15 protein-coding genes are annotated in these 14,312 nt (G+C 45.8%); 4 read left to right on the top strand and 11 right to left on the bottom strand.

The window, feature by feature from the left end:
• The first annotated feature begins 101 nt into the window (after positions 1-101).
• Complete coding sequence (gene cobO, locus H579_RS0102380; RefSeq protein ID WP_028299336.1) at positions 102-701, top strand: cob(I)yrinic acid a,c-diamide adenosyltransferase; 600 nt, start codon at positions 102-104, stop codon at positions 699-701.
• Between the two features lie 152 nt (positions 702-853).
• Here the strand turns inward: cobO and H579_RS0102375 are convergent, their stop codons facing one another.
• From H579_RS0102375 to H579_RS0102345, 6 genes are all read right to left on the bottom strand, one after another.
• The gene (locus tag H579_RS0102375) at positions 854-2,437 is read right to left on the bottom strand and encodes a peptide chain release factor 3 (RefSeq protein WP_028299335.1); all 1,584 of its coding nucleotides are present in this window, start codon (positions 2,435-2,437) and stop codon (positions 854-856) included.
• Positions 2,438-2,674: 237 nt separating this feature from the next.
• Positions 2,675-3,535, bottom strand: a complete 861-nt coding sequence (locus H579_RS0102370) for an urea transporter (RefSeq protein WP_084623831.1) — start codon at positions 3,533-3,535, stop codon at positions 2,675-2,677.
• A gap of 402 nt (positions 3,536-3,937) precedes the next feature.
• On the bottom strand, positions 3,938-4,726 hold the full coding sequence (locus H579_RS0102360) for a MipA/OmpV family protein (RefSeq protein WP_028299332.1): 789 nt from the start codon (positions 4,724-4,726) through the stop codon (positions 3,938-3,940).
• Positions 4,727-4,980: 254 nt separating this feature from the next.
• Positions 4,981-6,126 (bottom strand): trans-sulfuration enzyme family protein, encoded by a 1,146-nt coding sequence (locus tag H579_RS0102355; protein ID WP_028299331.1) that lies wholly within the window; start codon positions 6,124-6,126, stop codon positions 4,981-4,983.
• A 91-nt stretch (positions 6,127-6,217) separates the two neighbouring features.
• Positions 6,218-6,844, bottom strand: coding sequence for a methyltransferase family protein (locus H579_RS0102350; RefSeq protein WP_028299330.1), 627 nt, complete (start codon positions 6,842-6,844; stop codon positions 6,218-6,220).
• A 162-nt stretch (positions 6,845-7,006) separates the two neighbouring features.
• Positions 7,007-7,873, bottom strand: coding sequence for a delta-class carbonic anhydrase (locus tag H579_RS0102345; protein ID WP_028299329.1), 867 nt, complete (start codon positions 7,871-7,873; stop codon positions 7,007-7,009).
• 324 nt (positions 7,874-8,197) lie between these two features.
• Between H579_RS0102345 and H579_RS0102340 the strand changes: the two genes are divergently transcribed.
• Positions 8,198-8,899, top strand: coding sequence for a DUF3334 family protein (locus H579_RS0102340; protein WP_028299328.1), 702 nt, complete (start codon positions 8,198-8,200; stop codon positions 8,897-8,899).
• A gap of 82 nt (positions 8,900-8,981) precedes the next feature.
• Here the strand turns inward: H579_RS0102340 and H579_RS0102335 are convergent, their stop codons facing one another.
• The 5 genes from H579_RS0102335 to H579_RS0102310 form a co-directional block, all read right to left on the bottom strand.
• On the bottom strand, positions 8,982-9,461 hold the full coding sequence (locus H579_RS0102335; RefSeq protein ID WP_028299327.1) for a GNAT family N-acetyltransferase: 480 nt from the start codon (positions 9,459-9,461) through the stop codon (positions 8,982-8,984).
• A gap of 38 nt (positions 9,462-9,499) precedes the next feature.
• Positions 9,500-10,447, bottom strand: a complete 948-nt coding sequence (locus H579_RS0102330; protein ID WP_036565090.1) for an alpha/beta hydrolase — start codon at positions 10,445-10,447, stop codon at positions 9,500-9,502.
• Between the two features lie 97 nt (positions 10,448-10,544).
• Entirely contained in the window at positions 10,545-10,850 is a 306-nt protein-coding gene (locus H579_RS0102325; RefSeq protein WP_028299325.1) for a hypothetical protein, read from the bottom strand.
• Positions 10,851-11,229: 379 nt separating this feature from the next.
• The gene (locus H579_RS0102315; RefSeq protein WP_028299324.1) at positions 11,230-12,168 is read right to left on the bottom strand and encodes a DUF6414 family protein; all 939 of its coding nucleotides are present in this window, start codon (positions 12,166-12,168) and stop codon (positions 11,230-11,232) included.
• Positions 12,169-12,291: 123 nt separating this feature from the next.
• Positions 12,292-12,699 carry a hypothetical protein gene (locus H579_RS0102310; protein WP_028299323.1) on the bottom strand — a complete coding sequence of 136 codons (408 nt, stop codon included), beginning with the start codon at positions 12,697-12,699 and terminating at the stop codon, positions 12,292-12,294.
• Between the two features lie 435 nt (positions 12,700-13,134).
• Here H579_RS0102310 and H579_RS0102305 point away from each other — a divergent pair, with 435 nt between their 5' ends.
• Positions 13,135-13,593 (top strand): PepSY domain-containing protein, encoded by a 459-nt coding sequence (locus tag H579_RS0102305; protein ID WP_028299322.1) that lies wholly within the window; start codon positions 13,135-13,137, stop codon positions 13,591-13,593.
• A 21-nt stretch (positions 13,594-13,614) separates the two neighbouring features.
• Positions 13,615-14,292: a response regulator transcription factor gene (locus tag H579_RS0102300; RefSeq protein ID WP_028299321.1), complete on the top strand. Its 678-nt coding sequence runs from the start codon at positions 13,615-13,617 to the stop codon at positions 14,290-14,292.
• Positions 14,293-14,312 lie beyond the last annotated feature (20 nt).

Here is a 14,312-nt window from a genome sequence, read left to right as displayed (position 1 = left end):
AGATGACGACTTATTAACTGCAACTGTTTTACACACGATGAGTACGTCACCACATTTTAGGCTGGCCAGAGTGCTTAATCAGCTACGACTAAGGAAATACCATGACTGATCGCGATACCCGCCATAAAAAAGCGATGCAAAAGCGCAAAGAGATTGTTGATGCCAAGGTTGCTCAAGCCGATGAGGAACGGGGTATTGTGATTGTGATTACCGGTAACGGTAAGGGTAAAACCACTTCAGCCTGGGGCACTGTGGCCCGTAGCCTGGGTTATGGCTATAAGGTCCACGTGACTCAGTTTATTAAAGGCGGTTGGGATTGTGGTGAAAGAGACGTTTTTGCCAACGACGACAACCTGAGTATCTCTACTATGGGTACGGGCTTTACCTGGGAAACTCAAAACCGCCAACTGGATACCGAGGCCTGTCAGAAGGTTTGGCAGGAAACCATCCCTAAACTGCAAGATCCAGACATTCATCTGGTGGTATTGGATGAAGTCACCTATATGCTGAAATACGGCTATATGGAGATGGAAGAGTTGATGGAAGCGCTGAAGAATCGCCCGGAAAACCAAAGTGTAATTCTGACCGGGCGTGCGGCTCAGAAACAGTTACAGGAGTACGCAGATACGGTGTCTGAGGTACAGGATGTTAAGCACGCTTTTAACAACGGAATCAAAGCCCGTAAAGGCATCGACTGGTAAAACGGGCAGGCTCAGTGCTTCGCTCACCCTTCAAAAGAGTGCTGCTCTGAACACAAAACGGCTGCCAATGGCAGCCGCTTTTATTGCGAAGAAAAGAGTTCGTTTGGATAACATCACAAGCGAATCAGTCTCTCAACCTCAGTCTCTCAACCTTAGTGCTCACGGGTCGCCCGGAAAACCACATCAGGGAAACGCTCCTGAGCCAGGCTCAGGTTGACACGGGTAGGTGCCAGATAGGTCAGCAGACCCGCACCATCCAGACCCAGGTTATCACTGTTCTTACGACGGAACTCGTCCAGCATCTTTTGATCGTCACATTCTACCCAACGAGCAGTTTGAACGTTCACTGGCTCATACATACAATCAACCTTGTATTCATCCTTCAGACGGAATACGACCACTTCAAACTGTAGCTGACCGACCGCACCCAGTACCAGGTCATTGTTGTTCAGCGGCATAAACAGCTGGACAGCACCTTCTTCCGACAGCTGCTGCAGACCTTTCTGCAGCTGTTTGGTCTTCAGCGGGTCTTTTGCACGTACACGGCGGAACATCTCTGGAGCAAAGTGTGGAATACCGGTAAATTTCAGTGCCTCACCTTCAGTAAAGGTATCACCAATCTGAATTGTGCCGTGGTTATGCAGGCCGATGATATCGCCGGACCAGGCTTCTTCCACGTTCTCACGATCACCGGCCAGGAAGGTCACTGCATCCGCAATCTTTACATCTTTATTGATGCGCACATGCTTCATCTTCATGCCACGGGTATAACTGCCGGAACAAACACGCATAAAGGCGATACGGTCACGGTGTTTTGGGTCCATATTGGCCTGAATCTTAAAGATAAAGCCAGAGAATTTCTCTTCATCTGGCTCGACAATACGCGTCTGGGTATTACGGGGAATTGGTGAAGGAGCCCACTCAACAAAGTCGTTCAGCATCTCACGAACACCAAAGTTTGCCAGAGCAGTACCAAAGAATACCGGCGTCAGCTTACCGGCCAGGAAGGCTTCACTATCGAACTTATAAGTCGCATCACGTGCCAGCTCCATCTCATCAACAAAATCATCGTACAGATCTCCGATCAGCTCGCGGGCTTCATCAGAGTCCAGGCCCTGAATACGGATATCATCCTGCAGGGTATGCCCCATGCCTGACTGGAAAACATGAAGGGTATCGGTGTACAGGTTATAGACACCTTTAAAGTCCTGCCCCATACCGATGGGCCAGTTGATCGGTGCAGCCTGAATCTTCAGAACTTCTTCGATCTCGTCCAGCAGCTCGATTGGATCACGGATATCACGATCCAGCTTGTTCACAAACGAAAAGATTGGCGTATCACGCAGACGGCAGACATCCATCAGCTTGATAGTACGATCTTCTACACCTTTTGCGCCATCAACCACCATCAGTGCGGAGTCAACCGCCGTCAGAGTACGGTAAGTATCTTCAGAGAAATCCTCGTGTCCTGGGGTATCCAGCAGGTTCACCATTCGGCCATTGTATGGGAACTGCATCACCGATGAGGTAATGGAGATACCGCGTTCCTGCTCCATGCTCATCCAGTCTGAAGTCGCATGACGGTCACTTTTTTTACCTTTAACCGTACCGGCGGTCTGAATTAGATTACCTAACAGCAGCAGCTTCTCAGTAATGGTCGTTTTACCGGCATCCGGGTGGGAAATAATTGCGAACGTTCTACGCGTTTGAGTTTGTTGAGAGATTTCGTTTGACACTTGTCGTTAACCCTAAATATGTACACCCATGTGTACACAAACTAAACCACTGTAAGTGTACGCCAGGGACCTGCCAAAAATATTGGCGCAACTATAACAGATTACACGTTCAGGTAGCAGGGCTGCTGAAAGATTTGACAGCACAAAAATCCTCTGCAATGGATTAAAAATGCAACTGGAAATTATTTTATCTGCTACTTAACTTCAAACACCAACAGGCTTAACCCAGTGCAGGCGTCAGCCTAAGCGCCATCTTGTGATGCTACCCAACAGATAAGTACTGAGTACAAAGGGGGTTGTAAATGCGATCAAGCCCAGCTTCATCAAACCAGCACTCAGCAACACAGTAACCCCTGCCATTAAAAGCACGATTGCCAACAATGACCAAAACTGGCACTGCATACGATCAACCACTACAAGTACTGCCAGGATAGCATTAAAGCTAAAAAAACCAGTGTTGATCAATGTGGAATCCAAACCTAAGACGTAAGCAAAAATAACACTACAGACAGAAGCCAGCAACGCCCAACCTGCCTTTGGCAAAGATCCGACCGCCAGGGCCAACAGCACTAAAACGCCACTCATGGGTGATGGCTGAAAGCTTACCTGACCGACCCCGTTGAGCACTGCGTTCAGTAGGTTAAGCTCTTCATAGACAACCTCCCCTGAGTGCAGCTCACTCACTGATTCTCCTGCAAGTAGCAAAGCCAGCCATAAGAGAATCCAGGCAGACAAAATAAAGGGACAACTATAGGCGGGTAAACGGAGAATTTTTCGAAAGACTAGCATCAGTCCAACCGTGAAGGTGGCACCAAGCGGTAATAAAAACAGTAACCAAGCACTCAATGGCACACTATTGACTAATGCAATGCCTAGCAGAGCGGCGTTATAACCATATAACCCTGCTTCCAGATCAGACGGCTCAGCTCCTAACTTTTGTCCAATGTGATAAGCGATGTAATAGGCGATAACGACGGCCAGAATGGCCATCAGTAACATCAGCCAGGAATTGACGGCAATGGCACAAAGGATCAGTAAACCGCTCACCGAATTATTCTGAAAACCGATTTGGGAAAAACCGCGCAGTATTGGAAGCATACTCGACCCAAAATAGCCTAAAAAGTGAGGTTAAATAACTATTTTGACACAGGGCTCAGGACTTAAGATAGATGAACTATGTCATTCTGAACCATTACGGAGCACCCGGCTTGAGAGTTTCCATCGGATGGTTGAAGAGACAAGAAAGATTCTGGGCAGCGGTGCAAAAGTTTTGCGACACTAATTCCTTCCCTTCCCTTCCCTTCCCTTCCCTTCCCTTCCCTTCCCCAGCCGCTGGCCGGAGAGGGGATAAGCAGTTATGTTGGCTTACTGTCGTTATTCACTCAAATACGGTTATTTACCAAATACGGGTATGCGCTAAAATACTGGTATTAGCCCAGATTTGAGGGACTCCTTCGTGCCTAACGGTTTACTGGCAGACCACGCTTTGATTGAGACGGTTTAGAAGTTGTAATTCACCCCGACTGTACCGACTAAGACGTGATCTTCGTCAACAATGCTACTGTCACGGATACCGTCTCCCAGATGCACATAAGCGGCGGTGGCACTGACATCCCAGTTTTTAGTGATCTCATAGCGGCCACGTACACCGGTATAAACATTTAATGAGCCGTCACCTTTATAGGCGGCACGATCTGCAGTTGCCTCAGCGCTGCTTACACCAAAGAAGTGATCAACCTTGTCAGCACTGGTCCAGTTCACGCCGACAAATGGATTAACATTTAGCTTATTAGCCTGATACGCAAAGGTATATTTCAGATCCGCAGAGCGGCCTTTATGTTCGCCAGTAACCTCCTCCAGAAAGGTGAAGCGCACACGGCCCATATCCGTATCTTTAATCACATAGAAACCCAGGTCCAGAGTACCGTCGCGCTCTTTCAGACCAGCCAGTTTGGCGTTATCCTGATAATCGTCTTTGTCTGACAGGAAAGAGCCTTGTCCGGTCAGTACAGCACCGGCACTGAAGTGCTCACCCTGATACAGGCTATAACCCATTTCACCATCCTTTATGAAGAAGCGCTCTCCGCGATACTCCACATTAGGCATCAGGAAACCGTCTTCATTTTCACCGGCATATGGATTACTCATCACACCGACATGACCACCTAGAACCCACTTGCTGTCACTATCTCCAGGGCCAATGGCATCGTTAGCCAGAGCAGTACCTGACAGTAGAGCAGTCAGCAGAAAACCAGTAGAGATCGGAGTCGTCATTTTTTGAGTTAACATAGCCTTATTCCTTTACTTTATTCATGGCTGCATTGTGTGCAGCAGTTGATGTCTGTATATGGCTGCTATGTTAAAGGGTGTGTCTGAACCCAAGCTGGCGTCAAACTGAACCGAACCTGAAAATTGGAGTTTTTACAAAAATGACAGCTTGGTAAGCTGCAGTAGTACTTCCATTAATAGAAGGGAAGCACTACTGCATCACATGAAGTTTATCTACTTATGGCGTAATACAGGGTTTCTGACCAAAAAGTGGATTACTCAGCTTTAATCGCCTGCTCCAGATCCTGAATCAGATCACCCACATGCTCAATACCCATTGAGAAGCGTAATAGGTCATCAGGCACAGGGCTATCAGGGCCCTCAATGAGTGCGCGGTGCTCAACCAGGCTTTCCACTCCCCCTAAAGAAGTCGCACGTAGAAAGTGCTTTAGACGACCGATAATTTGTGCGGTACGCTCGACACCACCGTCAAAACGAATCGACAGCATGCCACCAAAACCGCCCTGCATCTGACGCACAGCAATCTCATGTTGTGGATGGGAAGATAAACCAGGGTAGATCACCTCAGACACGCCAGGGTAACCCTCAAAATGCTGAGCAAAAGCCAGGGCGTTTTCACAGGCACGTTCAACGCGCACATGCATGGTGCGCATACCACGCAATAACAGCCAGCTTTCAAACGGACCTAAAATACCACCATGTTGAGCACGAATTGCACAGGCTTTTGCCCACCTGTCATCTTCTTTTGCGGTAATCAGAGCGCCTGCCACTACATCACTGTGACCATTAATATATTTGGTCGCAGAGTGAAATACATAATCAGCCCCCAGCTCAATTGGTCGGGTCAAGAGAGGTGTCGCAACGGTAGAATCCACCACCAGTTGAGCCCCCACACCGTGAGCCAGATCTGCAGCACGCTTGATATCCACCACTTGCCAGGTTGGGTTTGCTGGTGTTTCGACCCACAGCATATCGGTTGCTTGTGCTTTAACCACACGATCCATATCGGCTTCATCAGACGGATCATAAAAAGCCAGCTCTATATTCCAATCCGCACAGAATGAGATCAACCAGGCACGAAGCGACCAGTACATTACTGAAGGTGCGACCAGACGGTTACCGGGGCGTAGTGTCTGTACTAAAGCTGTCGCTGCCGCCATACCCGAAGCAAACAGTTTACAAGATGCACCGGCTTCCAGCTCGCACAGCACCGCTTCGGCCATCTCCGCATTTACACTTTTATCACGGGCATAGATGCGATCTTTATCGTACAGTTCACCCTGCTCATCACGGGCAAAGGTTGTTGAAGGTTGAATCGACGGCACCACAGCCCCTGTTTCCTTATCCAGGTAATGCCCAGCCTGAGCCAGAAGGGTTTCCGTTCTTGTGTTACCCGCCATATCACACTCCTGATTTTCAATGAAGTCAGAAGCTTAGCGTGAAAGCCTGCTGATGAATAGCTGTCTAAAATAAATTCCACCTGCTTTAAGGCTATAACCAACGGCGCACATTAGCGCTGTACGCTTCATACTCTTGGGAGAACTTTTCCGTCAGATGTTTTTCCTCGGCAATGACCTGGCGCTGCAAGGTATACAAACCGATTAACAGACAGAACAATGAAAATGGCGAAGGTAATGCCAGAAAGAAGCCAAACTGGGTTATGGCAACCAGCAAAAACATAGGGTTTCGGGAATAGCGATAAATGCCACTTGAGATAATATTGTCCGGTCCATTGGGATCAATACCAGAGCGCCAAATGATCCCTAAATGATAGTGAATGGTCATAATAGCGATCAGCCCGAACGCCAGAAATAGATTCCCAATCAACATCAACGGAGCACTTTGCCAATCAGATAGAATGCCCAGATAATTATCAAATGACGGGAAAAATAATCTGATGGCACATACCATCCAGATAACAACCCGAAAAATACGAAACGTAACGTGGTTCCACCAGGTTGCGCTAAAACGCGGGCCAGCAAAAACAGCTTCACGGGCAATTGATTGCTTTAACAGTATGATACGAACGGTATAAAACACAGCAACAAAGGTGTAAAAAGCGGCCAGATAAACGCGGGTAAACTCGAAGAGATCAGCAAAGTTAATCTGCAAGCTCACATCATTATCCTTTACTCTGGCACATGGAGTCGCAGCAGTTTATTTCGACAGATAATTGCAGGGGAGTACCTCCATGAGATATGAAACATGATGAATAAACAAAATAAGCCCAGCGAATTCATCCCTGAGCCTATTTCGATCGATTGTATATCAGGAAAAATCTTAGCGTTGAATTTTCGATAACAGAGCTCGATTCATTACTAAGTTTCTCACACCATGGGCGTGATCCTCATTAAACACATTGCCCTCACACCAGCGTCCAACAGATGCAATATCCACCTTGGCCACTTTTGGACGCACACTCCAGGTTACCTGGAATGGAGAGCCTTTTTCATTATAACCAGGCCCTGTTGTTGAGCCAGCATACTGAATAGGTTTTCCAGTGTTACCCGGAATATTCAACGGCTGATGGAAACCATTCACTTTTTGGTGTTCAGTCAGCTTGATAAAATCATGAGCCTCTTTGTCATTCACCAACACATAAACCTGTGTCTCCACTCGTAACTGCGGATTCTTAACCGAGTCGCTCAAACAAGCGCCTAATGTTGGTCCCGGCTTAATCTTTGCTGTTGAGTGGACATAATGCACTTCAATCGTATCTCCAGGATACAAAGCACCATGCGTACTTGGACAGATTTTCTGGTTCGCAGAGGCCAGCTCAGCCGCAGTCAACTGACCGGAATAGCGATAACCACTCATATAGCCTTTACCATCGCCATTACCCGCATATTGAGTAAACTCACCCCCTTTATGCTCAGCGTTTTTGTGAAAATGGATATTACACAAGTTCATCTGTGTACTGGCCGGAGCTTCACTAAAAACGTTCGTGTTGCTGCCATCCAAAGCATCAATATCCCTGGGTGATTGAGGGCCAAAGCCTTTACCCTCAGTATTTTTTGCCAGCTTTATACGCTGATCGCTGATAACAGCGTCATCCACTGGCTTTTGCTCAACGGAAATCGCGTCAGCCAGCACCTTGATCGGCATAATAGCGGTTGCTGCCATAAGAAAAAGCAGATTAGCCTTCATTGTTTCACTCCTTTGCTGCCAGGTTACCTGTGGTCCACTTCTCTTTTTTATACATACAAACCAAAGCGTAGCCCACATATTTTGGCAAACGGCTTTTATCCGCTGGATATGCGCCATATTTTTCACTGAAACCAGATTAATAGCGGTCTTCTGTCTTTACATCTCTCATCTATCCTTACAGCACTCATCTATCTTTACAGCACTAAAGTAATGATTTTTTCAGTGTGCCGTTTTACTGATTCGACTCATATGATTTAGCGACAAAAAACAGTAAGATGCATGGATAAGATTATTTTTAAGCTCGGATCAAACAAGGGGTTTACCGTGACCGTCAACAAACTTGCCACTGCAAAGCGCTCCCGTTCCATTACAACAGAAGAAGTGCTACTGATTCTTTGCCACTCTGTGACCGAAGTGCTGGGCAATGCCGGAAATGATAAGGTTGACTACTCACCGATGGTGCAGAAAATCAACAAAACCTGTCTGCGACCAGATATTGGCTGTTTTGTACTGTTTGACGGCGGTTTCTCTGGTCTTGTGATCATTAACTTCACCGCAGAATCGGCTATGGAGATCTATCGCAAGTATCTGCTGAGCATGGGCATGCCTGAAAATGAGCTGGCGCAACTGCACACCTCCGACGAGGTGGGCAACGTGATGGGCGAAATCATGAACCAGATCGTGGGTGACTTTACCAACAAAGTACGCCACCAGTTACGCACCTCTATCACCCAGAGCCAGCCGAAGATGATGGCGATGAACAAACAGGTTCAGATCTCGGTGAATACCACACTGGATCAGCCACAATCCCGTCGGGTAACCTTCACGACAGAGAAAAATAATATCTTCTATCTTGAACTGTCTATGGATAAGACAGAATTCATCAAACTGCATGACTTTGATGAAGCTGAGCTGGAAAACCCAGATGATATTCTGGCAGAAAACAAACAGCAGAAAGATGAGAGCGTAAGCCCTGCGCACGGTAACAACGACTTTGATGATCTGATGAATGATCTCGGCATCTAAGCTCTAGTCTAGCCATTGATTCGATCTCTACGATAAAACCCGCGAGCTGGCGGGTTTTGTTTTGCCTGTCTTGTCATGCTCTTTAGCACTTACAGCTCATATACAGAACATCAAAAGGAAGATGCGGAAAGAGCTTTCTCTCTCCTTCAATGAACCCCAGCTTTAAGTACCAGTTCTTCAACTTAACGTGGTCGGCGATAATACCTATGCTGAGTCTCTGAATATCGTTCAACTTCCCATAGCTAACAATATGCCTGACAAGCACTTCACCGATACCTTGATAACGATATTCCGGCAACACCGAAAGACGATTCAAATAGCCCACGCCAGGTCTCGGATTCTCAAAAGCCACACAACCAACGCCTATGCCATTTTGCTGGTAGGTAAAATACCGCTCGCCACGTTTGAAATCAGACTCAACCCAATCCCTCTGACAAAATGACGGATGCTTGGGGTTATTATCACCATTAATGCCAAATTCTTGCGCTACATCTTTATTTGATTCGCGGATAATAGAGGCCAGTAGCTCCGCATCAGCTGCAGTCGATTCAATGATATTCATGTGTTTCCTTTCACATCGGTTTTTAAAATGATCATGGCTCATGGATAAACACCATTCTTCCTGAAATGCTCGGCCATAAACTGAAGGCTGTACATTATTCGGCCGCCAAAGAACTCATCATCATGCTTACCACCCGGCACAGCAACGAAGATATGATCCAAACCCAATTGCTTTAAACGCTGCTCAAAGTGTAAAGCCATCTGATAAAAGCCAAATTCATCTTCCATACCGCTATCAAAGTAGATCGCAAGTTCATCTGGTTTGAGAGTATCAAGAAGAGAATAAGGGTCGTATGCCAACCAGTTTTCGATATCCAAACCCAGCATAGCCTCCCACTCTTCAAAACCGGGCCTTGGCTCTATCCGTGTTAACGGTTTATTGTTACCAGGCTGATAAAGCATGGAGACCGCACCGGAATGCGCGGCAACTGTAGAAAACAGATCCTTATGCCGAAGGGCTAAATGAAATGATGCCAGACCACCGGCAGACTCACCCATAACACCACGGGCTAACCTTGTAGGATGCGTCCTGTAGTGGCGGTCGATATAAGGAATAATATCCTCAAGCATATAGTCCTCATAGTTCGCACGACGAACGCAGAACTCTTCCCTAGGTTCTCGGGAGTTACGAACCGGCGGGGCCTCATTCATACACGCCTTATAATCAGCGGGCGTAACCGAGTTGATATAAACACCTCGGTCACCATCTGGCATCACAATAATCGCTTGCAGATCCAGATCATCGGCCACCTTATGCACCTGAAGGCTCGAAGAGGGCCAGGCATCTTCATCAACACCCCAACCATGCACAAGGTAAATCACTGGATAGCGACGCTCACTCGTGCCATAACCTTCAGGCAGATAGATATTAAAGCGCTTAGAAACGCCCAGAGCAGTGGACTCGATTACCCCACTTTTAAGAGCACCATCAGCAAATGCTAACGCAGGTAGAAAAACGAACACGTAGAAGAGAGAAGATAACTTCATGGTGATTTTTAACATCCCTGATAAAAAACCGAAATAGCAACCCACTAGCCCACTTAATCTGTACTAGCCCAAAGCCAGTTCCCTGCCAATTGTGCGGCTAGGCATTAAACTTTTCCAACACCTTATGCTTCTTGAAATACCAGAGCATTAACGGAGTTTCCAGAATGAAATAAGTGATCAACGTAAACCCAAACCAGTTTACCGTTGTGAAGATAAGATCAAACTCAACCCCGCTGCCCCAATACACCGCCCCTGCAACCAACAGTGAAACACCGCTGGCTAAAATATCGTTAATTGCAATTTTGTTAATATCAGATCCACAAAATCTGGGATAGATATAGGAATAGGCGGCTGTGGCCACCACAATATTGAGCAGAATAATGAGTAGTTCTGGGCTTTCCATATCTCTTACTCTTTGGATAGATGGCTCATGATAGCTCAGAGTTACATGTTTTGTCCTTTGTCGAGCGGTCTTAATTTCAATTTCCGTGACCGAAATGTGCGGCAAGCCCCGTACTAAAGTAAGGAATCTGATGAAGCTTGGTGTTCATGTTCAAGCCGCAGTTGCGTGTGGCATTACCAGCAAGGGGCCGTGGCGTAGCGCTAAAACTCTAGGGATTAATCAGGCCCTGTTCTTGGACTACCTGAAATCTGAGGGACTTTACTCGCTACGGTTGGATTAAGCTTCACTATCCTGAGTGAAACGCCCTGTGCGGACCCGCATGCAGAGTGTTGTGGGGGCTGAGGGCTAGATACCCTCGGCTACCCGATTAGAGGCTTACCTATAGTTCTGTATATATTGCGATAGGATCAATGATAATTTCATTAGAAAGCCTGCCAGTAAACTGGTTTTCCAGATTGGTCAAATGTTCAACTAAATTTAGAAGAGCCTGCTTCATAGAAGCTTCTTCTTTGACCTCTTCCAGCTCCAATTCCATAGCATTATTTGCTTGAGCGATTACTCCGAACATTACAAACTCCCTATCGGTTATTCGAGAATACCTCCTTTTTAGCAGCGACTCACCTTCACGCAAATAATCTCGGTTCAAATTTGCTGTGAAAATTCGATCTGCACCGTTCATCTGCACCTCGAATTGATCCTCAAAGCCATAGGACAACAGGTAATTTAGTTTTTCCAAAAATTTTTCGTCTTGATGTAGGCCAGTTTCCTTAGCAAGTTTCTTAATGTTTGTTATTGACTTATGCTCTTGCTGTAAACGTGCCTTTTTATTTCTGTCTTTCGTGCTTTTTTTGGCTTGCTCAAGTTGAGCATCAACTTCTTTGAGCTTTTCAAAATTCGTTACATATGCAAAAGCCTCACCAAGCGTGTTGAAATTTTCCAAAGTAGACTTGATAGAATTGATATCATTAAATATCGCTTTCGATGTTATTTTTACAAATGGATAATTTAACATTTCAGCATTTATATCAAGCTCAGAGTCTGTCGGAATATCTAACACCTTTTTACTCTGCTGAAGTTGATTTTCAAATTTTGAGTAGAGATAATCATGAAGCACCTTTTTCTCTTCAGTGCTATTATCTTTACTCAATGCATCAGCAAATATCCTTCCACTTCCAATTTCACCTTTTTGCTGCTCACTTTTCTCAGTTTTAGAGCTACTAACCGAGACTAGGTACTCAGTAATTCCTTCAAATAGCTGAGAAGATAACGATGACATTTTGTACTCATCTAGATAAATAAAGCTCTTAAGACGATCCATTACGTTTCCTTTCTAAATACTCATTAAGGTATTTCTTTCGTGTGTTTAAGATTGACCAAATACCTACGCCGGCACCAGCTAAAGCAATAACTAAAGTTAAGAATATTATGATTCCGTCCATTGCTACGCTCCAGCTCTAGTGACCATTGAGACTCGATGATATACGGAATAACTCAAGAAGAATGAAACCATGCAAAGCAACATGACAGCATACTTGATAGTATCAATATTGATAATTCCAGGCACCGTTTCTGATAAAACGGTGAGAGCAAACAGAACACCATAAAATGCAATAAAGGTTAGCGATATACCATTTTGAGCCGTCTTCCAATTTTGCTCAAATGATTCAAGATGCTCAATCTCATTGATATTTGAGATATGTAGCACTAACCCAAAAGCAACAAAGTCCGATGGATTGAAAAGGGGCATTGTTGATGATGTTGATACCAACCAAATAAAAAAGCGAGAAACTATCGGTATAAGGCCAACCAGAACCGTGTAAATCAACCATTTAATTCTTCTATCTACCATGCTCAGTACTCTTGGTGGGAAACTTGGACCTCTAACATTTTCATTTCAAGCATGCTCAATTTGCCTATTTTAATATCTTATTAGGTATTCCTAATGCTTTGATCAGAAAGAGATATATCTAAAGCAGTTACATCTTCCGTTCCCTAAAAGCGAGCATGCAGATTATTTCAAATCAACGCGGTCCTGTTATTTGTTAGAGCTCTACGGTAACTCGTTGATTTCGCTTAATTAGAAAAATCATACACTGCGTAAACAAGCAAAACCATTGAAAATATGAGTAAAATCATCTTGTTTTGGCTCTCCTATCTCCCGCAACTTGTCAGGTTCGGTTCAAGTTAACGGGGTATAATGTGGGCTTGTGAAATTACCTGGGCGAGAACACGTCCATATATGTCGAAATAGTATCCTGTAGCAGAGCCAGTAGGACTGCAGAATTTGATCACACGTTTTGTAAAACCGTTTCTCTTAGTCACTATGCTGTTGATGCCGCTATCTATGTTGGTAGAGCAGGCCTATGCCGATGGAAAAGAAGCCGTGGCTGAGTCTGTTGTTCAGCAGGAATCTCAGGGTAAGGACAGCGGGAAACGGGACAACAAAAAGAATGAAGAGACCAGCAATAAGGTTGAACGTATGGTTTGGCCTTTTACCCGCTGGATCGAGAAGAAGGTGCAGGATACACCCCTGGTCCATATCCCGAAAAATGGCAGTCAATCTCCGGAAAAGCCCAAGGCGGGTGTGATTGATTTAAGAACAGCCATCCAGCGCGCGACAACTGTTTATCCCGGTACGGTGCTCAATGCGGAAAAGAAAACTCAGAATGGTGATGTGACCTATCAGATTCGCATTATTTCAGATAAGGGGGTGGTAAAGACGATCCCGGTGGACGGTAATTGAATGGATGGCGAGGTGAAGTAGATGAAAATTTTAATTCTTGAAGACGACCAGGCCTTGCAACGCCAGCTGGCCGATACGCTGTTAGCGGAAAACTATGAGGTGGATACCCGCTCTGATGGCGATGATGGTCTTTTTATGGCCCGTGAGTATGAATACGATCTGGCGATTATTGATATCGGTCTGCCGAAGATCTCCGGTATTGATGTGATTAAGAGCCTGCGTGCTGAAAACAATACGCTGCCTATTCTGATCCTGACCGCCCGCAGTAGCTGGAAGGATAAGGTGCATGGTTTAAAGGCCGGTGCTGATGATTATCTGGTTAAACCCTTTGAGATTGAGGAACTGTTGGCCCGCCTTGAAGCTCTGTTGCGTCGCGCGTCTGGTTATAGCAGCCATGTGATTCAGCAGGGCCCCATTAAGCTGGATACTCAAACGCAGGAGTTATGGGTGGATGATCTGGAGGTGGACCTGACGGCGTTTGAATACAAACTGCTGGAATATTTTCTGCGCCATCCGAAGCGGATTGTCTCTAAATCGGCATTGATGGATTATCTTTACGATGAGGAAAGCGACCGCGACGTTAACGTATTAGAAGTTTTGATCGGTCGCCTGCGGCGCAAGCTGGACCCGGATAATCATATCAAGCCCATTGAAACCCTGCGTGGTCGGGGTTATCGCTTTGCAATTAAAGCGTCTTAATCGTCGAATGAAAATGGCTG

This window comes from Oceanospirillum beijerinckii DSM 7166 (genome assembly GCF_000422425.1).
Lineage (GTDB): Bacteria > Pseudomonadota > Gammaproteobacteria > Pseudomonadales > Halomonadaceae > Oceanospirillum > Oceanospirillum beijerinckii.
The sequence above is the reverse complement of the archived record's forward strand: the minus strand, read 5'-3'. Positions and strand labels throughout refer to the sequence as shown.

Bases quoted from the DNA above. Each gene is read 5' to 3' on its own strand.
- cobO (WP_028299336.1), top strand. From the start codon at position 102: ATGACTGATCGCGATACCCGCCATAAAAAAGCGATGCAAAAGCGCAAA.
- H579_RS0102370 (WP_084623831.1), bottom strand. From the start codon at position 3,535: ATGCTTCCAATACTGCGCGGTTTTTCCCAAATCGGTTTTCAGAATAAT.
- H579_RS0102360 (WP_028299332.1), bottom strand. From the start codon at position 4,726: ATGTTAACTCAAAAAATGACGACTCCGATCTCTACTGGTTTTCTGCTG.
- H579_RS0102355 (WP_028299331.1), bottom strand. From the start codon at position 6,126: ATGGCGGGTAACACAAGAACGGAAACCCTTCTGGCTCAGGCTGGGCAT.
- H579_RS0102345 (WP_028299329.1), bottom strand. From the start codon at position 7,873: ATGAAGGCTAATCTGCTTTTTCTTATGGCAGCAACCGCTATTATGCCG.
- H579_RS0102335 (WP_028299327.1), bottom strand. From the start codon at position 9,461: ATGAATATCATTGAATCGACTGCAGCTGATGCGGAGCTACTGGCCTCT.
- H579_RS0102330 (WP_036565090.1), bottom strand. From the start codon at position 10,447: ATGAAGTTATCTTCTCTCTTCTACGTGTTCGTTTTTCTACCTGCGTTA.
- H579_RS0102325 (WP_028299325.1), bottom strand. From the start codon at position 10,850: ATGGAAAGCCCAGAACTACTCATTATTCTGCTCAATATTGTGGTGGCC.
- H579_RS0102315 (WP_028299324.1), bottom strand. From the start codon at position 12,168: ATGGATCGTCTTAAGAGCTTTATTTATCTAGATGAGTACAAAATGTCA.
- H579_RS0102310 (WP_028299323.1), bottom strand. From the start codon at position 12,699: ATGGTAGATAGAAGAATTAAATGGTTGATTTACACGGTTCTGGTTGGC.
- H579_RS0102300 (WP_028299321.1), top strand. From the start codon at position 13,615: ATGAAAATTTTAATTCTTGAAGACGACCAGGCCTTGCAACGCCAGCTG.